The organism is Enterobacter cloacae complex sp. SHL001, assembly GCF_049236825.1.
GTDB lineage: Bacteria > Pseudomonadota > Gammaproteobacteria > Enterobacterales > Enterobacteriaceae > Enterobacter > Enterobacter hormaechei_C.
Window position 1 is genome coordinate 49,224 of sequence record NZ_JBMKIP010000008.1, and the last position, 19,388, is coordinate 68,611.

The 19,388-nt window shown below is 57.1% G+C and carries 13 protein-coding genes; 6 read left to right on the forward strand and 7 right to left on the reverse strand.

What is annotated here, in order from left to right:
- Window positions 1-101 precede the first annotated feature (101 nt).
- From nanA to nanQ, 4 genes are all read left to right on the forward strand, one after another.
- On the forward strand, window positions 102-995 hold the full coding sequence (nanA, locus tag ACOTYH_RS18770) for an N-acetylneuraminate lyase (protein ID WP_047733892.1): 894 nt from the start codon (window positions 102-104) through the stop codon (window positions 993-995).
- A 62-nt stretch (window positions 996-1,057) separates the two neighbouring features.
- Entirely contained in the window at window positions 1,058-2,548 is a 1,491-nt protein-coding gene (locus ACOTYH_RS18775; RefSeq protein ID WP_015572000.1) for an MFS transporter, read from the forward strand.
- A gap of 88 nt (window positions 2,549-2,636) precedes the next feature.
- Window positions 2,637-3,509 carry an N-acetylmannosamine kinase gene (gene nanK / locus ACOTYH_RS18780; RefSeq protein ID WP_015571999.1) on the forward strand — a complete coding sequence of 291 codons (873 nt, stop codon included), beginning with the start codon at window positions 2,637-2,639 and terminating at the stop codon, window positions 3,507-3,509.
- The gene (gene nanQ / locus ACOTYH_RS18785) at window positions 3,509-3,976 is read left to right on the forward strand and encodes an N-acetylneuraminate anomerase (protein WP_023295505.1); all 468 of its coding nucleotides are present in this window, start codon (window positions 3,509-3,511) and stop codon (window positions 3,974-3,976) included. The genes nanK and nanQ overlap by 1 nt, the downstream gene beginning before the upstream one ends.
- Before the next feature lie 89 nt (window positions 3,977-4,065).
- Here the strand turns inward: nanQ and ACOTYH_RS18790 are convergent, their stop codons facing one another.
- The 4 genes from ACOTYH_RS18790 to gltB all read right to left on the reverse strand — a co-directional run bounded on the left by ACOTYH_RS18790 (window position 4,066) and on the right by gltB (window position 12,674).
- Window positions 4,066-5,358: a cytosine deaminase gene (locus ACOTYH_RS18790; protein ID WP_015571997.1), complete on the reverse strand. Its 1,293-nt coding sequence runs from the start codon at window positions 5,356-5,358 to the stop codon at window positions 4,066-4,068.
- Complete coding sequence (gene codB, locus ACOTYH_RS18795) at window positions 5,348-6,598, reverse strand: cytosine permease (RefSeq protein WP_047733894.1); 1,251 nt, start codon at window positions 6,596-6,598, stop codon at window positions 5,348-5,350. The genes ACOTYH_RS18790 and codB overlap by 11 nt, the downstream gene beginning before the upstream one ends.
- Window positions 6,599-6,785: 187 nt before the next feature.
- Entirely contained in the window at window positions 6,786-8,204 is a 1,419-nt protein-coding gene (gene gltD, locus ACOTYH_RS18800; RefSeq protein WP_017382721.1) for a glutamate synthase subunit GltD, read from the reverse strand.
- Between the two features lie 9 nt (window positions 8,205-8,213).
- Window positions 8,214-12,674 (reverse strand): glutamate synthase large subunit, encoded by a 4,461-nt coding sequence (gltB, locus tag ACOTYH_RS18805; protein WP_017382722.1) that lies wholly within the window; start codon window positions 12,672-12,674, stop codon window positions 8,214-8,216.
- 687 nt (window positions 12,675-13,361) lie between these two features.
- Here gltB and ACOTYH_RS18810 point away from each other — a divergent pair.
- Window positions 13,362-14,303: a TIGR01212 family radical SAM protein gene (locus ACOTYH_RS18810; protein ID WP_109937898.1), complete on the forward strand. Its 942-nt coding sequence runs from the start codon at window positions 13,362-13,364 to the stop codon at window positions 14,301-14,303.
- On the opposite strand, the gene ACOTYH_RS18815 is transcribed toward ACOTYH_RS18810, so the two are convergent.
- The gene (locus ACOTYH_RS18815; RefSeq protein WP_023295502.1) at window positions 14,283-15,785 is read right to left on the reverse strand and encodes a helicase HerA-like C-terminal domain-containing protein; all 1,503 of its coding nucleotides are present in this window, start codon (window positions 15,783-15,785) and stop codon (window positions 14,283-14,285) included. The two genes, ACOTYH_RS18810 and ACOTYH_RS18815, sit on opposite strands and share 21 nt — an antisense overlap.
- 137 nt (window positions 15,786-15,922) lie before the next feature.
- Here ACOTYH_RS18815 and ACOTYH_RS18820 point away from each other — a divergent pair, with 137 nt between their 5' ends.
- Window positions 15,923-17,569, forward strand: coding sequence for a dihydroxyacetone kinase subunit DhaK (locus tag ACOTYH_RS18820; RefSeq protein WP_032655246.1), 1,647 nt, complete (start codon window positions 15,923-15,925; stop codon window positions 17,567-17,569).
- A 92-nt stretch (window positions 17,570-17,661) separates the two neighbouring features.
- On the opposite strand, the gene ahr is transcribed toward ACOTYH_RS18820, so the two are convergent.
- Entirely contained in the window at window positions 17,662-18,681 is a 1,020-nt protein-coding gene (ahr, locus tag ACOTYH_RS18825; protein ID WP_017382725.1) for an NADPH-dependent aldehyde reductase Ahr, read from the reverse strand.
- An 83-nt stretch (window positions 18,682-18,764) separates the two neighbouring features.
- Complete coding sequence (locus ACOTYH_RS18830) at window positions 18,765-19,268, reverse strand: GNAT family N-acetyltransferase (RefSeq protein WP_421637865.1); 504 nt, start codon at window positions 19,266-19,268, stop codon at window positions 18,765-18,767.
- Between the last annotated feature and the right edge of the window lie 120 nt (window positions 19,269-19,388).

The window sequence follows — 19,388 nt, forward strand, 5'->3', positions numbered from 1 at the left end:
CGCAATATAAGCGTTCTGTATTCTACTGCTGCTTAATTGATCTGGTATAACAGGTATAAAGGTATGTCGTTATAACAAACACACGATCGATTGAGGTAACTATGGCAACGCAATTACGCGGCGTAATGGCCGCACTCCTGACCCCGTTTAACTCTGAGCAGATGCTGGATAAAGAAAGCCTGCGCCGTCTGGTGCGGTTCAATATTGAACAGGGTATCGATGGGCTGTACGTCGGCGGTTCAACGGGAGAGGCCTTTGTACAGAGCCTTTCGGAACGAGAGCAGGTGATGGAGATTGTGGCGGAAGAGGCGAAGGGGAAAATCACGCTCATCGCCCATGTTGGCTGCGTCAGCACGGCGGAAAGCCAGCAGTTAGCCATGGCCGCCGCCCGCGTCGGTTTTGACGCTGTGTCCGCCGTCACACCGTTTTACTATCCCTTTAGCTTTGAAGAACATTGCGATCATTACCGTGCAATTATTGACTCCGCGGAGGGGTTGCCGATGGTGGTTTATAACATCCCTGCGCTAAGCGGCGTTAAGTTAACGCTGGATCAGATCAACACGCTGGTAACGCTGCCCGGCGTCGGCGCGCTGAAGCAAACCTCCGGCGATCTCTTCCAGATGGAGCAGATCCGTCGCGAACATCCGGATCTGGTGCTCTACAACGGCTATGACGAGATCTTCGCCTCCGGCCTGCTGGCCGGCGCGGACGGGGGGATCGGCAGCACCTACAACATTATGGGCTGGCGCTACCAGGCGATCGCTAAAGCGGTTCGTGAAGGGGATAACGCCACCGCACAGCGCCTGCAAAGCGAATGCAACACGGTGATCGATCTGCTGATTAAAGCCGGGGTGTTCCGTGGTCTGAAAACGGTTCTGCACTATATGGACGTGGTATCCGGGCCGCTGTGCCGTAAGCCGTTTGCCCCTGTGGATGAAAAATTCGTGCCAGCGCTGAAAGCGCTGGCGGAGCAGCTAATGGCGGAAAAACGCTAACACATCGCCGGGGGCGCAGCCGCCATCCGGCAAAACGACAGAGAAATCGTCGGGAGAGTGAAATGAGTAAGTCTACCCAAAGCATCCCGTGGTACCGCCATCTTACCCGTCCTCAGTGGCGCGCCTTCTCCGCCGCCTGGCTGGGATATCTGCTTGATGGCTTCGATTTTGTATTGATAGCCTTAGTCCTGACAGAAATAAAAAGCGAGTTTGCCCTGACGACAGTGGAAGCGGCGAGCCTGATTTCGGCGGCCTTTATATCGCGCTGGTTCGGCGGCCTGCTGCTGGGCGCCATGGGCGACCGCTATGGCCGCAAGCTGGCGATGATCACCAGCATCGTGCTCTTTTCCTGCGGTACGCTGGCCTGCGGTTTTGCGCCGGGTTACGTCACCCTGTTTATCGCCCGCATGGTGATAGGCATGGGGATGGCGGGGGAATATGGCTCCAGCGCAACCTATGTAATTGAAAGCTGGCCAAAGCACCTGCGCAACAAGGCGAGTGGTTTTCTGATTTCCGGTTTCTCCGTCGGCGCCGTGGTTGCGGCCCAGGTCTACAGCCTTGTCGTGCCCGTCTGGGGCTGGCGGGCGCTGTTCTTTATTGGCATTCTGCCCATCGTCTTTGCCCTGTGGCTGCGGAAAAATATTCCGGAAGCTGAGGACTGGAAAGCGAAGCACGAAGGCAAAGCCCCGGTGCGCACCATGGTTGATATTCTGTATCGCGGCAAATACCGCGTCATCAATATGGCGATGACGCTGTTTGCCGGTACGGCGCTGTGGTTCTGTTTTGCAGGCGAACTCAACAACGCGGGGCTGGTCGTTATTCTCGGCCTGCTTTGCGCCATCGTCTTTATCAGCTTTATGGTGCAAAGCAGCGGTAAACGCTGGCCGACGGGCGTCACGTTGATGGTTGTCGTGCTCTTCGCCTTTCTCTACTCCTGGCCGATTCAGGCGCTATTACCCACTTATCTGAAAACCGACCTGGCCTATGATCCCTCAACGGTGGCGAAGGTGCTGTTCTTTAGCGGCTTCGGCGCGGCAGTAGGCTGCTGCGTGGGTGGTTTTCTCGGTGACTGGCTTGGCACCCGCAAGGCCTATGTCTGTAGCCTGTTGGCCTCACAGCTCCTGATTGTTCCCGTCTTTGCGATCGGCGGCGCCAATGTCTGGGTGTTGGGCTTGTTACTCTTTTTCCAGCAGATGCTGGGGCAGGGGATCTCCGGGATCTTACCCAAACTCATCGGTGGCTATTTCGATACCGACCAGCGTGCGGCGGGTCTGGGCTTTACCTACAACGTTGGCGCGTTGGGCGGCGCGATTGCCCCGGTGATTGGCGCGCTGCTGTCGCAGGATATGGCGCTGGGCACGGCCCTGGGATCGCTCTCTTTTGGCCTGACGTTTGTGGTGATCTTGCTTATTGGTCTGGATATGCCCTCCCGCGTTCAGCGCTGGATCAGGCCAGAAGCCCTGCGTACGCATGACGCTATTGACGGTAAACCTTTCAGCGGAGCCGTCCCGTTTGGCGGCGATAAAAGCGCTTTAGCGAAAAGCAAAAGTTAATCCGCTTGCCCGGACCTGTACCGGGCACATTCGTAAGGGATGAGGTATGTCACAACGGGATAAAAACATTTCCGAGCGGGGCGGTGCTATGACGACACTGGCGATAGACATAGGTGGAACTAAACTTGCCGCCGCCCTGGTGGATGACGGTTTACAGATCCACGCGCGACGCGAATGCCCTACGCCCGCCAGTAAGACGCCTGACGCGCTGCGTGAGGCGCTGGCTGAGCTGGTCAAGCCGTTACAGACCCAGGCAACGCGTGCGGCCATTGCCTCAACCGGAATCATTCAGGACGGCAATCTGCTGGCGATTAACCCGCAAAATCTCGGAGGATTGCACCATTTTCCGCTGGTGCAGACGCTCGAAGACATTGCTGGTTTGCCGACCCTGGCGATCAATGATGCTCAGGCTGCGGCATGGGCGGAATATCACGTTAGTGCGAAGGAAATTAAAGACATGGTATTCCTGACTGTTTCAACGGGCGTGGGGGGCGGCGTAGTCAGTAACGGGAAACTCGTGACCGGAAGCGGCGGACTGGCAGGGCATCTTGGGCATACGCTCGCCGATCCAAACGGCCCGCAATGCGGCTGTGGTCGCGTGGGGTGCGTGGAAGCCATCGCGTCTGGTCGCGGTATTGCCGCCGCAGCCAGGGGAGAGCTTGCAGGATGCGATGCAAAAACGATTTTTGCGCGCGCGGCAGAGGGAAATAAACAGGCGGCGGAACTGGTCCAACGTTCTGCACAGGTACTGGCGCGGCTTATTGCCGACACGAAAGCGGTGATGGACTGCCAGCGCGTGGTGATTGGCGGCAGCATCGGGCTGGCAGGAGGGTATCTGGCGCGGGTCCGCGCGTATCTTGAGGAGCATCCTTCTGTTTATCACGTTGAATTAACCGCCGCGCACTATCGACACGATGCGGGCTTACTGGGCGCGGCGCTGTTAGCTCAGGGAGAAAGATGATGTTTTTTGGTGAGATTCGGACGCTTCCCTCCACGGGGTTGCATCCCGTTCTTCTGGAGGCGCTAACCCTCGCGCTGGCTGCCCGTCCGCTGGAAAAAGCGGCAGGACGTTATGAGCTTCGCGGTGAGGATATCTTCATGAACGTGATGACGTTTGCCACGCAGTTTCCAGACCAGAAGAAAGCGGAACTGCATGAGCAATATATTGATATCCAGGTGTTATTGACGGGAGAAGAGCGCATCCTCTTTGGCGTGACGGGCTCGGCACGCCAGCGTGAAGATTTTCATCCTGAAGAAGATTATCAGTTGTGCAGTGAGATTGCAGGTGAACAGTGTGTCACCCTCCGGCCGGGGATGTGCGCCGTATTTATGCCGGGAGAGCCACATAAGCCAGGATGCGCAATCCTTGAGCCAGGCGAGATAAAGAAAGTCGTGGTGAAGGTACGCGCCCGCTTGCTGGATACGTAGTTTATAGGCCTGATGGCGCTTCGCTTATCAGGCCTGCGGGCATAACGTAATTTGCAGGCCGGATAAGGCGCAGCCGCCATCCGGCAATGTTATTCGATATTCTGGCGCTTAAACGTCACCGCTTCCGGCTGCGTCAGGTGCAAGGTTGTCTGGCTGGGCACCGTCTCGGCAATCACCTTGCCGTGGCGAACAGAGTATCGTGCCGGCGTCTGGCGACGAACTGCATCAAACCCATTCTCTGCCGGGAGAATCACCAGGTTTGCTGTATTCCCAACGCGCACGCCATAGTCCTGCAAATCGAGCGTTTTCGCGCTGTGGGTAGTGATCAGGTTAAGCCCATCATTTATTTGCCCGTAACCCATCAGTTGGCAAACGTGCAGCCCCATATGCAGAACCTGAAGCATATTCGCGGTTCCCAGCGGATACCACGGATCGAAAACGTCGTCATGACCAAAGCAGACGTTGATCTCCGCTTCCAGCATTTCTTTGACGCGTGTGATGCCTCGGCGTTTGGGATAGGTATCGAAACGGCCCTGCAAATGCGTGTTAACCAGCGGGTTTGCCACGAAGTTAATGCCTGACATTTTTAACAGGCGGAACAGTCGGGACGTATACGCGCCATTATAGGAGTGCATCGCCGTGGTATGGCTGGCGGTCACGCGTGAACCCATTCCGTCACGATGTGCCAGTGCGGCAACGGTTTCAACGAAGCGCGATTGTTCATCATCAATTTCATCACAGTGGACATCGATCAGTCGGTCGTACTTTCTGGCCAGGGAAAACGTTTTATGCAGCGACTCAACGCCATATTCACGCGTAAATTCAAAGTGGGGGATTGCGCCGATGACATCCGCCCCTAAACGCACGGCTTCCTCAAGCAGTTCTTCACCGTTCGGATAAGAAAGAATGCCTTCCTGCGGGAATGCCACAATTTGCATATCGACCCACGGGGCGACTTCCTGCTTCACCTCCAGCATGGCTTTCAGTGCCGTAAGGGTGGGGTCCGAGACGTCAACGTGTGTACGTACGTACTGAATGCCGTTGGCGATTTGCCACTTCAGGGTCTGCATCGCGCGAGTTTTAACGTCTTCGTGGGTAAGCATCGCCTTGCGTTCGGCCCAGCGCTCGATTCCCTCGAAAAGCGTGCCGGACTGGTTCCAGTTCGGTTCACCCGCCGTTTGCGTTGTATCCAGATGGATATGCGGCTCGATGAAAGGAGGGATAACCAGCCCGCATTCGGCGTCCAGCACCTGACCGACTGGCGCAGAGGCGGTTTCCTGAGGATCGATACGGCTGAAGCGTCCATCCTCAATCGTGATTTGCCATAAACCCTCTTGCCCCTGCAAACGGGCCTGACGGATAGTGAGGGAATTATTCTGCATGGGAAACCTCCGAAGGATTAGCAAGGGTACGTTTGGCGAATGGGTTTAACACCAAATAGCTGAAGACGCCACCCAATACTGCGTTAACGGGGACAATTCCCGGAATGTAGTGCCCGGCAGCAACACCCAGGGCGGCCGAGAAAATGGCAATCCAGTTAACGGACACAAATTTTGCGTGGTCGAAGCTGGCATAGCGGCGGCGATTAATCAGGTAGTCGGCGATAATCACCCCGCCAATCGGCGGAATCGCTGCCGACAAAAAGGTCAGCCAGCCAACGAAGTTGTTGTATAGCCACAGCGCGCACAGCGTACCGATAATGCCATTAACCACCGACAGCGTACGGCTGGAAAGGCCAGTAATATTGGCGAAACCCAAACCAGAGGCGTACAGCGCGTTGTCATTGGTGGTCCAGATATTCAGGCCAAGAACGACAATGGCCGGCAGCAGCAGTCCCTGGGCGATCATCACGTCAGAAATATCGGCCTGTCCTACGGCGGCAGCGCCTGCCGCACCGAAGATAAACATCAGCGAGTTGCCAAGGAAAAATGCCACCATCGCCACCAGAACGGCACCTTTGGCATTGCGGCCAAAGCGGACGAAGTCGGCGGTCAGCGTGCCTGCGCTGATAAACGAGCCTACGACCAGCGCCAGCGCGCTGGAAAAGTTGAGCGGCGTCTGCGGCACAATGGATTTGAGGTGGTCCAATCCTCCCACGCCGTCCACCGCCAGCCAGACGGAATAGCTACCCAGGATGACGATAGCGGGTACGGCGATGATGGATAAAATCGTCAGTGCCGAGATGCCAAAAAAAATGGTTAACGTCATCAACAGGCCGGAAACCGCAATCAGGATGTTCACGTCGATGCCCGTGGCTTTACTCACCGGGATGGCAAACATCGCTACGCCGACGCCAAACCATCCTACCTGCGTACCGCCTAAAAGCATGGAGGGAAGCCAGGAACCTTTTATACCGAAAGAGTAACGCGCAAGAAGATGGGTTGAGAGGCCGGTTTTTGCGCCAATGTAGCCAAGAAAAGCAGTGTAAATACCGAGGAGGAGATTGCCGAAGAGAACTGCAAGGAAGAAATCATTATAGGAAAGACCGGTACCGAGCGTGCCTCCGGTCCACATGCTGGCGGAAAAAAACGTTAGCCCTAACATCACAAAAGTGAGTGGAACCACGCCTTTCCGCGCCGCCAGAGGGACGGGGCCCTGGCTATAATTGTTATCTTGCGACACAACGCCTCCTTGAATTTTGGCCAAAAAATCCGCCGCATAATATACATTTTTTTCATGAAAGCAAACGTTTACGTCGGGATTTACGCTGCTTTTTTGCTTAAAAAGGCACCATTAACTTAAGGGTAGGCTACTGAAAACAGGCTCCCCAGCGTTCCGCTTTATGCTTCTGCCGGGGAGTCAGAGGGGCTTACACTTCCAGGAAGTTCATGATCCCGTCAGCCGCTTTACGGCCTTCAGCAATCGCCGTGACCACCAGGTCAGAGCCGCGAACGATGTCGCCACCGGCGAAGATTTTCGGGTTGCTGGTCTGGAACGCGTTATCGCTGCCTTCTGGCGCAATGATGCGGCCTTGAGAGTCCAGCTCTACGCTGTGCTTCGCCAGCCACTCCATGCTGTGAGGACGAAAACCAAACGCCATCACCACGGCGTCAGCCGGGATCACGTGTTCAGAACCGGCCACGATCTCCGCGCGACGACGGCCTTTCGCATCTGGCGCACCCATCTCCGTGCGCGCCATCTTCACGCCGCTCACTTTACCGTTGGCATTCACTTCAATACCCAGAGGCTGGATGTTGAACTGGAACTCGACGCCCTCTTCACGTGCGTTTTTCACTTCGCGCTTAGAGCCCGGCATGTTCTCTTCGTCACGACGGTAGGCACAGATGACATGCGCCGCATTCTGGCGAATGGAGGTACGCACGCAGTCCATCGCGGTATCACCGCCGCCCAGCACCACCACGCGTTTGCCTTCCATGCTGACGAACGGCTCATCGGCGGTCTCGCCGTAGCCCATTAGCTGTTTGGTATTCGCAATCAGGAACGGCAGCGCGTCGTACACGCCTGGCGCATCTTCGTTCTCCAGACCACCGCGCATGGACTGATAAGTGCCTACGCCCAGGAACACGGCGTCGTAATCTTTCAGCAGGTCGTCGAGCTGCACGTCGCGGCCCACTTCGGTGTTGAGTTTGAACTCAATGCCCATGCCGGTGAAGATTTCGCGGCGGCGGGTCATCACCTCTTTCTCCAGCTTGAAGGCCGGGATACCGAAGGTCAGCAGGCCGCCAATCTCCGGGTGGCGATCAAAGACCACCGCCTTCACGCCGTTACGGGTCAGCACGTCCGCACAGGCCAGGCCTGCCGGGCCCGCGCCGATAATCGCTACGCGCTTGTCGGTTTGACGCACACCGGTCATATCCGGGCGCCAGCCCATCTCGAACGCTTTATCGTTGATATAGCGTTCGATGTTGCCGATGGTTACCGCGCCAAACTCGTCGTTCAGCGTACAGGAGCCTTCACACAGACGATCCTGAGGGCACACGCGGCCGCACACTTCCGGCAGGGTGTTGGTCTGATGAGACAGCTCGGCGGCTTCAAAAATACGCCCTTCGTTGGCCAGCTTCAGCCAGTTCGGGATGTAGTTATGGACCGGACACTTCCATTCGCAGTAAGGGTTACCGCAGGACAGGCAGCGGTCTGCCTGTGCTTTGGCCTGGCCTTCTGAAAACGGCTCATAGATTTCAACAAATTCAATTTTACGGATCTTCAGCGGTTTCTTTGGCGGATCAACACGCTGAAGGTCGATAAACTGGTAAACGTTCTGGCTCATCTGAATTCCTTACTGCGCCTGCACGCGCAGCTCTGCTGCGCTACGACTACGGTGACCCAACAGGGCTTTAACATCGCTGGACTTCGGCTTCACCAGCGCGAATTTCGCAGAGAACGCCGGCCAGTTGGCCAGGATCTCTTCGCCGCGCGAAGAACCGGTATGCTGCACGTGTTCGGTAATTAAACCGCGCAGGTGTTCTTCGTGGATGGCCAGCGTATCAACGTCCAGCACTTCCACCAGCTCCGGGTTCACACGTTTGCGGAACTCACCGTCTTCATCCAGGACGTAGGCAAAACCGCCCGTCATGCCCGCGCCAAAGTTCACGCCGGTTTTACCCAGGACGCACACAATTCCGCCCGTCATGTATTCACAGCCGTTATCGCCGATGCCTTCCACCACGGTGATGGCGCCGGAGTTACGCACCGCAAAACGTTCGCCCGCACGGCCCGCGGCAAACAGACGACCGCCAGTTGCGCCGTACAGACAGGTATTGCCGATGATGCTCGCTTCATGGCTGCGGAAGGCTGAACCAACCGGAGGGCGCACCGCCAGCAGACCGCCCGCCATACCTTTTCCGACGTAGTCGTTGGCATCGCCGGTCAGGTATAACTCAACCCCGCCTGCGTTCCACACGCCGAAGCTCTGACCCGCGGTACCGCTGAAGTGCGCGGTAATCGGATCCGACGCCAGACCCTGGTCACCGTGCGTTTGCGCGATGTAACCGGAGAGGGACGCACCCACGGAACGGTCGGTGTTGCGGATATCAAACCAGAACGTTTTGCTCTGCTTCTCATCCACATACGGCTTCGCCTGTTGCAGCAGCTGTGCGTTCAGCACGCCGTTGTCGAACGGCGGGTTGTTCTCGGTACAGTAAACCGCTTTGCCAGGATGCGGCTGAGCGGTTTCCAGCAGCTTAGACAGCTCCAGCTTCTGCTGCTTGGCCGTGAAGCCCTCAAGCTCTTTCAGCAGGTCGGTACGGCCAATCAGGTCTACCAGACGCTTCACGCCCAGCTGCGCCATCAGCTCGCGGGTTTCACGGGCGATGAAGTCAAAGTAGTTGGTCACTTTGAACGGCAGGCCGTGGTAGTGATTTTTACGCAGCTTTTCGTCCTGGGTAGCAACGCCCGTTGCACAGTTGTTCAGGTGGCAAATACGCAGGTATTTACAGCCGAGCGCAACCATTGGGCCGGTACCAAAGCCGAAGCTTTCCGCTCCCAGAATCGCCGCTTTGATGATGTCGAGGCCGGTTTTCAGTCCGCCGTCCACCTGCAAACGGATCTTGTGACGCAGGCCGTTAGCGACCAGCGCCTGCTGGGTTTCCACCAGGCCGAGCTCCCACGGACAACCCGCGTATTTCACGGAGGAGAGCGGGCTTGCGCCGGTGCCGCCGTCGTAACCGGCGATGGTGATCAGATCCGCATAAGCTTTCGCCACACCGGTGGCAATGGTGCCAACGCCCGGTTCGGAAACCAGCTTCACGGAGATCATCGCTTTCGGGTTGACCTGTTTCAGGTCGAAAATCAGCTGCGCCAGATCCTCGATAGAGTAGATATCGTGGTGCGGCGGCGGGGAGATCAGCGTCACGCCCGGCACTGAATAGCGAAGCTTAGCGATGTATGGGGTGACTTTATCACCCGGCAGCTGACCGCCTTCACCCGGTTTCGCACCCTGCGCGACTTTAATCTGAATCACGTCGGCGTTAACCAGGTACGCAGGCGTTACGCCAAAGCGACCAGACGCCACCTGCTTAATACGGGACACTTTATTGGTGCCGTAGCGGGCCGGATCTTCACCGCCTTCCCCGGAGTTGGAGTTGCCGCCGATGCTGTTCATGGCTTCCGCCAGCGCTTCGTGCGCTTCCGGGCTCAGCGCGCCGATAGACATCGCCGCGGTGTCGAAACGTTTGAACAGCTCAGACGCGGGTTCAACCTCGTCAATGCTGACCGCTTCATCACCCGGATTGAGGGCAATGAGATCGCGCAGCGTCGCTGCCGGACGGTTATTCACCAGCTCTGCATACTGCTGATAATCGCTGTACTCGCCGCTCTGCACCGCCTGTTGCAGCGTGCGCACCACGTCCGGGTTATAAGCGTGATACTCACCCCCGTGGACATATTTCAGCAGGCCGCCCTGTTCCAGAGGCTTACGTGCCAGCCAGGCGCGTTTCGACAGGTTCACCAGATCCTGCTGGAAGTCAGCAAAACCGGCGCCGCCGATACGGCTGATCACGCCCTGGAAGCAGAGGTTGGCGACGTCGTCATGCAGGCCGACCGCTTCAAACAGCTTCGAGCAGCGGTAAGAGGCGATGGTCGAAATGCCCATTTTGGACATGATTTTGTACAGACCTTTGTTGATGCCGTTACGGTAGTTCAGCATCACGGCGCGATAGTCTTTGTCGATCGCGCGGGTATCTACCAGGCGGGCCAGCGTTTCGTAGGCCAGATACGGGTAGATTGCCGTGGCGCCAAAGCCTAACAGCACCGCAAAGTGGTGCGGGTCGCGCGCGCTCGCGGTTTCAACGATGATGTTGGCATCGCAGCGCAGGCTCTTGTCCACCAGACGCGTCTGGATAGCCCCCACCGCCATGGGTGCAGGCACCGGCAGACGGTTTTTCGCGATGTTGCGGTCAGACAGCACCAGCAGAACGGTGCCGTTACGTACCATCTGCTCGGCTTTATCGCACAGCGCGTTCACCGTCTCTTCGAGGCTCGTTTCGGTCACGTCGAAGGTGATATCGAGCGTGTCGGCGCGATAGTGCTCCTCGGTCATGGTGGTGAGCTGTTTGAAATCGGAGTACAGCAGGATCGGTGATTTAAAGGTCAGACGGTGCGCCTGGCCTTCAGCTTCACAGAAGACGTTCATCTCACGGCCGATGCTGGTGGCCAGCGACATGACGTGGGCTTCGCGCAGCGGATCGATTGGCGGGTTAGTGACCTGCGCAAACTGCTGACGGAAGTAGTCATAAATAATGCGTGGCTGGCTGGAGAGCACGGCAAACGGGGTATCGTCACCCATTGAGCCGACCGCTTCCTGGCCGTTTTCACCGAGCACGCGGATAACCGAGTCCAGCTCTTCCGCGCTGTAGTTAAACTGCTTCTGGAAGCTCGCGAGGGTGTCATCGTCCAGCTCGCGGCTGCCCACTTCTTCGTCCGACAGATCTTCAAACGGCACCAGACGACGCACGTTTTTCTCCATCCACTCTTTGTACGGATGGCGGCTCTTCAGATCGTTGTCTGTTTCGGCGGAATGCAGAATACGCCCACCGCGGGTGTCGATCACCATCAGCTCGCCCGGTCCGACGCGGCCTTTCTCGACCACTTCGTCTGGCTGGTAATCCCAGATCCCGACTTCAGAGGCACAGGTGATGAGCTTGTCTTTGGTAATAACGTAGCGCGCCGGACGCAGACCATTACGGTCCAGGTTACAGGCGGCAAAACGACCGTCGGACATAACGATGCCCGCCGGGCCGTCCCACGGCTCCATGTGCATGGAGTTAAAGTCGAAGAACGCGCGCAGCTCAGGGTCCATATCCGGGTTGTTCTGCCAGGCCGGTGGCACGAGCAGACGCATGGCGCGCACGATGTCCATCCCGCCCGCCAGCAGCAGTTCCAGCATGTTATCCATGGAGCTGGAGTCCGAGCCGGTTTCGTTCACGAACGGCGCGGCATCGTGCAGGTCCGGGATCAGCGGCGTCTGGAATTTATAGGTACGGGCGCGGGCCCACTGGCGGTTGCCGGTGATGGTGTTGATCTCGCCGTTATGCGCCAGGTAGCGGAACGGCTGCGCCAGCGGCCAGCGTGGAACGGTGTTGGTGGAGAAGCGCTGGTGGAACAGGCAAATGGCCGATTCCAGACGCAGGTCCGCCAGGTCCAGGTAGAAGCGCGGCAGGTCAGCCGGCATACACAGACCTTTATAGATGTTCACAAGGTTAGAGAGGCTACAGACGTAGAACTCTTTATCATCCTGAAGACGTTTTTCAATGCGGCGGCGGGCGATAAACAGACGGCGTTCCATATCACGCGGACGCCAGCCCGCAGGCGCGTTGACAAAAATCTGTTCAATACGAGGCAGCGAGGAGAGGGCGATTTCACCGAGCACCCCTTCGTTGGTTGGCACATCGCGCCAGCCGACGATCGACAGGGTTTCACGCTGAAGTTCTTCTTCAACGATGCGGCGTGAGGCGGCAGCTTTTTCAGGATCCTGATTCAGGAACAGCATACCGACAGCGTAGTTTTTGGCTAAACGCCAGCCGCGCTCTTCCGCTACGATACGGAAGAAACGATCCGGTTTTTGCAGCAGCAGGCCGCAACCGTCGCCGGTTTTACCATCGGCAAGGATGGCGCCACGGTGCTGCATACGGGCCAGTGCGTGAATAGCAGTACGCACTACCTTGTGGCTAGGTTCGCCTTCTATGTGGGCGATCAGGCCGAAACCACAGTTATCCTTCTCAAGGGATTTATCGTACAACATATCAGTGAACCTCCCCAGGCTCGTCGGGCTTCCCACTGAACTTTACCGTGGCGCACAGGCGCAGAAAGAGCATGGCGACGGGGTTAGCGTTTCATACGCGGACCTCGCATTCGCCCTCTTTTTCATCCTTTCGCGCAGGTAAACAAGTTTGAGGACTTGCTTCAGAGGGAATCTCAATTACTGCATAAATATGATGAGCAGGCCGCTCATCCAGAAAGCTTCCAGCGGATTTCCAACTTATCGGGAATTGGTACACAGGTCAAATGGCAATCTTATTTATACAAAAATGTGCTAAAGCGTAGTTATCTTTTTGTTTTTAATATGTATTTAACTATTTTCACAACCACTTAAAGCACCGGGGAGGTGCAGGGGAGTGTGATCTGACTCACTATATGAAAGCGGTATTATCGATGCAGCGTGCTGAAATGCAGATTTATAGCAGAATATTAATCTGGTGTTGCATTCAAACCCGCATAAAATCACTGTTTTTCAGTCCTGGCGCTATAAATGAAAAAAACCATCAGAACATAAGGAAAAGTAATTACGTACAGGGTGAATGAAATCTCGGTAATCGTGATTATTTATTCAAACAGATAAAGGCCGTCCAGGGCGATTGATCCAGGTCATCGCCGACAGAGGCTAAAAATGGCAGGCTTGTCCCCTTTCTTCGGGACGGTCTATCAGATTATGCAGTTACAAAAATTAGTCAATATGTTTGGTGGGGATCTTTTGCAGCGCTATGGGCAAAAGGTTCACAAACTGACGCTGCACGGCGGCTTTAGCTGCCCGAATCGCGATGGCACCATCGGGCGTGGTGGCTGCACTTTCTGTAACGTGGCCTCGTTTGCTGACGAGGCCCAGCAGCATAAATCTATCGCTGAACAGCTCGCCCATCAGGCGAGTCTGGTGAATCGCGCGAAGCAGTATCTGGCCTATTTCCAGGCCTACACCAGCACGTGGGCTGAGGTGCAGGTGCTGCGCTCGATGTATCAGCAGGCGGTTGCTCAAGCGAACATTGTCGGGCTGTGCGTGGGGACGCGTCCGGACTGCGTGCCGGAGGCCGTGCTGGATTTACTTAGTGAGTACAAAGAGAAGGGCTACGAGATCTGGCTGGAGCTGGGCTTGCAGACCGCGCATGACAAAACCCTGCACCGTATCAATCGCGGGCATGATTTCGCCTGCTACCAGCGCACCACGCGTCTCGCCCGTGAGCGTGGATTAAAAGTCTGCTCGCATCTGATTGTCGGCTTGCCAGGAGAAGGGCAGCAGCACGGGCTGGAAACGCTGGAAAAAGTCGTCGAGACCGGCGTGGATGGCATTAAGCTGCATCCGCTGCATATCGTGAAGGGCAGCATAATGGCGAAAGCCTGGGAAGCGGGGCGGTTAAGTGGTATCGAACTCGACGACTATACGGTGACGGCGGGGGAGATGATTCGCCACACGCCTCCGGAGATTGTTTACCACCGCATCTCGGCCAGTGCCCGCCGCCCAACGCTTCTGGCACCGCTCTGGTGTGAGAACCGCTGGACGGGGATGCTGGAAATCGACCGCTATCTACAGGAGAACGGCGTACAGGGGTCGGCGCTTGGCTGCCCGTGGGTTCCCCCGCTACCGGCGACGGCCGCCTAGCAGACTTCCCAGCATGCCGCGTACTATCTGGTTGGTAATCTGACGCGTCGCGCTTTTTGCCATGGTCTGAACCACGCCATCGCGTTTGCCGCCGCGTGGCCCGGTGCTGCCGAACAGAATATCTTTTAGCCCGCCGAGAATGCCGTCGTCCACGGCAACAGATTGCCCTTTTGCGGCAGGGGCATCCTGCGATTCGGCAGTCGCCTGCACCCCTTTTTGCAGCATTTCGAATGCAGATTCGCGATCTACTTCGTCTTCGTACTTTCCGTACACCGGGGAGTGATTAATCAGGCCGTTGCGTTCATCGTCCGTTACCGGCCCCATGCGCGAGCAGGGCGCAATCACCATCGCACGCTCGACAACTGTCGGGCTGCCTTTTGCATCGAGGAACGAAATCAGCGCTTCACCGGTACCCAGCGCCTGAATGGCGGTTTCGGTATCAAAGGCCGGATTGGCGCGCATGGTTTGCGCCGCGGCTTTCACCGCTTTCTGATCTTTCGGCGTAAAGGCGCGCAGGGCGTGCTGCACGCGGTTACCCAACTGCCCCAGTACGTTGTCCGGAATATCCGACGGGTTTTGCGACACAAACCAGACCCCGACGCCTTTGGAGCGGATCAGGCGGATAACCTGTTCAATTTTATCCAGCAGCACCTGCGGCGCGTCGTTAAACAACAGGTGCGCTTCGTCAAAGAAGAACACCAGTTTGGGTTTTTCCAGATCGCCTGCTTCCGGCAGTTGTTCGTACAGTTCAGAGAGCATCCACAGCAGGCTGGCGGCGTAAAGCTTCGGCATCTGGTAGAGCTTCTCTGCGCTCAAAATGTTGATGATGCCTTTGCCGCTGCTGTCGGTACGCATCCAGTCTTTGATATCCAGCATTGGCTCGCCGAAGAAGTGTTCGGCCCCCTGTTGCTCCAGCGTCAGGAGCCCGCGCTGAATGGCGCCCACCGAGGCGCTGCTGATATTGCCGTACTGGTTCTGGAAGGATTTGGCGTTATCGCCAATGTACTGGGTGATGGCGCGCAGATCTTTGAAGTCGAGCAGCAGTAGCCCCTGATCGTCGGCGATACGGAAGATAATGTTCAGTACCCCGGACTGCACGTCGTTGAGGTTAAGCAGACGGGCCAGCAGCAGCGGGCCGAGGTCGGAGACGGTGGCGCGCACCGGATGGCCTTTTTCGCCGAAGATATCCCAGGCCACCACCGGATTACCGTGCGGCGTCCAGTCCGTGATGCCGATACTTTTCAGGCGCTCAAGCAGTTTTTCTGACGCTGCACCTTCCTGAGCCACCCCGGTTAAATCGCCCTTCACGTCAGCCATAAAAACCGGCACGCCAGTCTCTGACAACGACTCAGCCAGCTTTTGCAGGGTAACGGTTTTTCCCGTCCCGGTCGCGCCGGTGATCAGGCCATGACGGTTCGCCATCGCGGGCAGTAAAAACAGCTCTTTTTCCAGCGTCCTGGCGATTAACAATGGTGTACTCATGATGCACGTCCTCTCGTAGTCCTGGGTGGAGTATAGGCAACCTGACGGCAAAATGTCTGCGTAAATTCCTCACTTTGCGGCGCATTATCCAGTGCGGACTATGCTTTTGCATACGGTTCATAAAATAGTGGGAAACAATGTCCAGATTCTTCTTTAACGATCGTAAACAGCTGGTCAACGACGCCATTGAAGGCATACTGCTTTCTGCGCCGCACGGTAATCTCGTCAAACTTGATATCGATCCGGCCATCCGCGTGGTGGCTCGCGGCGACTGGGATAAAAGCCGCGTGGCGGTGATCTCCGGTGGCGGCTCCGGCCATGAACCGGCACATGCCGGGTTCGTCGGTAAAGGCATGCTTACCGCAGCGGTATGTGGCGATCTGTTCGCTTCCCCAAGCGTGGATGCGGTCCTCAATGCCATTGTGGCGGTGACGGGCGATCGTGGCTGCCTGCTGATTGTGAAAAACTACACCGGTGACCGGCTTAACTTTGGCCTGGCGGCGGAAAAAGCCAAACGCTACGGCCTGAAGGTCGAGATGGTTATCGTGGCGGATGATATCGCCCTACCGGATAACAAGCAGCCGCGTGGTATCGCGGGAACGGCGCTGGTGCATAAGATTGCGGGATATGCGGCAGAACAGGGGAAATCGCTAAACGACGTGCGGGATATTGCACAACAGGCCTGCGATAACCTCTGGAGCCTGGGGGTTGCGATGCAAACCTGTAACCTGCCGGGTAGCGATGATGAAGAAGGGCGCATCAGGCAAGGCCACGTGGAGCTGGGGCTGGGGATTCACGGCGAGCCGGGGGCATCGGTGGTGGATACGCAAAACAGCAGAGCGATTATCGATACGCTGGTGACGCCGCTAAAAGCCCAGGCGGGTGACGGGCGCTTTGCGGTGCTGATCAACAACCTCGGCGGCGTGTCAGCGCTGGAGATGGCTCTGCTCACCAAAGAGCTGGCGCATTCGGCGTTGAAAGAGAACATTGCGTATCTGATTGGCCCGGCGCCGCTGGTGAGTGCGCTGGATATGAAAGGCTTTTCGCTAACGCTGTTAAAGCTCAACGATTTCTTCGAGAAGGCGATTCACGCCGAGGTCGAGACGCTGGGCTGGCAGAAGCCCGTCGCGTTCGCGCCCCTGCGTACCGTCCCCCATAGCGCCCTTCATGATCGCGTGGAATATACCCCGTCGGACAATCCGCAGGTGAGCGAGGCCGTCGCCTCGGTAACGAAAACATTGATCCAGCTGGAAAATCGCCTTAACGCGCTGGATGCCAAAGTAGGCGATGGCGATACGGGCTCCACCTTTGCGCAAGGGGCGCGGGATATTGCGCAGCGACTTGAGGAGAACAACCTGCCCCTTAACGACGTGCCGACATTCCTCCTGCTGGTTGGCGAGCGGCTGGCAACGGTGATGGGCGGATCGAGTGGGGTGTTGATGTCGATCTTCTTCACTGCGGCAGGACAAAAGCTTCACGATGGACAGCCGCTACCTGAAGCATTGCTGAGCGGACTGGCGCAGATGAAGCAGTATGGCGGTGCAGATCTCGGCGATCGTACGCTGATCGATGCCCTGCAACCGGCGCTGGAGGCGTTACAGAAAGGCAATATTCAGGCGGCAGCGCAGGCCGCGCAGCAAGGGGCTGAAGCAACGGCGAAAATGGCGAAAGCCGGCGCGGGACGCTCGTCGTACGTGAATAAAGAGAATCTGGACGGGGTGATGGATCCGGGAGCGGTCGCGGTGGCGGAAGTGTTTAAGACTATGGTAGATGCAAAACGGTAACAACCGTTACCGTTTTTAGTGTTTGCGCCCTCTCCCTGTGGGAGAGGGTTGGGGTGAGGGCATCAGGCCGCACATTCCCCGGCAATCTCACATCAGAAATCCGCTTTCAACACCACGCGGTAGCGGGCTTTGCCGTCGCGCACGTGCTGGATCGCTTCGTTGATTTTTGACATCGGATACAGTTCGGTGGTCGGTGCCACTTTTGTGCGTCCGGCAAACTTCATCAGCTTGCGCAGCTCGTACGGTGTACCGGTCGCGGAGCCTGACACGCTGCGATCCCCGCCGATCAGGGTAAACGCCGGAACCGGCAGCGGCTTCATCACCGCACCCACGGTGTGGAAGTTACCGCCGTAGGCCAGGGCTTCAAAGTACGGCTGCCAGTCGAGATCGACGTTCACGGTGTTAATGATCAGGTCAAACTGGCCTGCCAGAGCGGTGAGCGCCTGGGGATCGCGACTGTTCACCACTTTATCCGCACCCATCGCCAGCACTTCCTGCTCTTTCGCCGGGTTAGAGCTGAACGCCGTCACTTCACAGCCCATCGCGTGCAGCAGCTTGATGGCGATATGGCCCAGACCGCCAATCCCGATCACGCCCACGCGGCTGGTGGCGGTGACGTGATGCATCAGCAGCGGTTTAAAGACGGTGATACCGCCACACAGCAGCGGACCTGCGGATTCGATATCAATGCTGTCCGGCAGCGGGATAACCCATTGCCAGTCGGCGCGCAGCTTATCGGCGAAACCGCCCTTGTTCAGGATGGTCGGCGTTGCGCCCTCAAGGCAGTTGATCTGATTGCCGCTGATACAGGCGTCGCAGTGGCCGCAGCTGCGTGCCGTCCAGCCGATACCCACGCGCTGGCCCACTTTCAGCCCTTTGTCCTGCGCGGCGCTGCCGAGCGCCACGACGCGGCCAATGACTTCGTGCCCGGCCACCAGCGGATAGCTGGAGAAGCCCCATTCATTGTCGATCATCGAGAGATCTGAGTGGCAGATCCCGCAGTAATCAACCTGTACTTCGACGTCTTCCGCTTTTAGTTCGCCCGCATCGTACTCGTACAGCTCAAGTTCTGCACCCGCCTGCGGTGCGGCGTAGCTTTTTATCTTCGACATCGCATTTCCCCTGTTTTGGTGTGAACTGTGAGTGTAGAGCATTCAGTTTACAGACGCTTAACAGAAGACGGCAGGAACAAAACTTACAGATTTTTCAGCATCCTGACTTCGCAGTCCACGTGGCCCGTGCAGCCCAGTGGCGCATCAATATGCTCAAAGCCGAGATGTTCATACAGGCCAATGGCCTCTTTAAGGAAAGCGGTGGTTTCAAGGTAGCAACGTTTAAAGCCCTGTGAGCGTGCATGTTCCAGGGCGACCAGCGCCAGCTTTTTCGCCAGGCCTTGTCCGCGTATCGTTGGCAGGAAATACATTTTCTGGAGTTCACAGATATCCGGCTCGCTGCAAAGCAGTGGGGCAATGCCGCCGCCGCCCACGACCTGGCCGTCCTGCTCGATGACCCAGTAGGCATGGCCCGGCTGGCTGTACAGCTGAAAAAGTTCGTCCAGATTTGGGTCGGCCACGGTGTAGCCTTTGTCGGCGGTCAGGCCATGTTCGGCAGAAACCGTGCGGATAACGGCGGCGATAGCCGGGTTGTCCTGCTCAGTGATCCGACGCATTGTCGTCGCGACGGGGGTAATCACGCTCATAGCATTACTCATGACAAAAATTGACACACAACTGCTGTTAATAGCACCGCAGAAAGGGGAGTGCAAGCGAGGAGTTTTCAGGAAGGATACCCCTTACGCCCTGAAGCGTAAGGGGTAAAA

Bases quoted from the DNA above. Each gene is read 5' to 3' on its own strand.
- ACOTYH_RS18820 (WP_032655246.1), top strand. From the start codon at position 15,923: ATGTCCAGATTCTTCTTTAACGATCGTAAACAGCTGGTCAACGACGCC.
- ACOTYH_RS18815 (WP_023295502.1), bottom strand. From the start codon at position 15,785: ATGAGTACACCATTGTTAATCGCCAGGACGCTGGAAAAAGAGCTGTTT.
- nanQ (WP_023295505.1), top strand. From the start codon at position 3,509: ATGTTTTTTGGTGAGATTCGGACGCTTCCCTCCACGGGGTTGCATCCC.
- ahr (WP_017382725.1), bottom strand. From the start codon at position 18,681: ATGTCGAAGATAAAAAGCTACGCCGCACCGCAGGCGGGTGCAGAACTT.
- ACOTYH_RS18790 (WP_015571997.1), bottom strand. From the start codon at position 5,358: ATGCAGAATAATTCCCTCACTATCCGTCAGGCCCGTTTGCAGGGGCAA.
- nanK (WP_015571999.1), top strand. From the start codon at position 2,637: ATGACGACACTGGCGATAGACATAGGTGGAACTAAACTTGCCGCCGCC.
- gltB (WP_017382722.1), bottom strand. From the start codon at position 12,674: ATGTTGTACGATAAATCCCTTGAGAAGGATAACTGTGGTTTCGGCCTG.
- gltD (WP_017382721.1), bottom strand. From the start codon at position 8,204: ATGAGCCAGAACGTTTACCAGTTTATCGACCTTCAGCGTGTTGATCCG.
- nanA (WP_047733892.1), top strand. From the start codon at position 102: ATGGCAACGCAATTACGCGGCGTAATGGCCGCACTCCTGACCCCGTTT.
- ACOTYH_RS18830 (WP_421637865.1), bottom strand. From the start codon at position 19,268: ATGAGCGTGATTACCCCCGTCGCGACGACAATGCGTCGGATCACTGAG.
- ACOTYH_RS18775 (WP_015572000.1), top strand. From the start codon at position 1,058: ATGAGTAAGTCTACCCAAAGCATCCCGTGGTACCGCCATCTTACCCGT.
- ACOTYH_RS18810 (WP_109937898.1), top strand. From the start codon at position 13,362: ATGCAGTTACAAAAATTAGTCAATATGTTTGGTGGGGATCTTTTGCAG.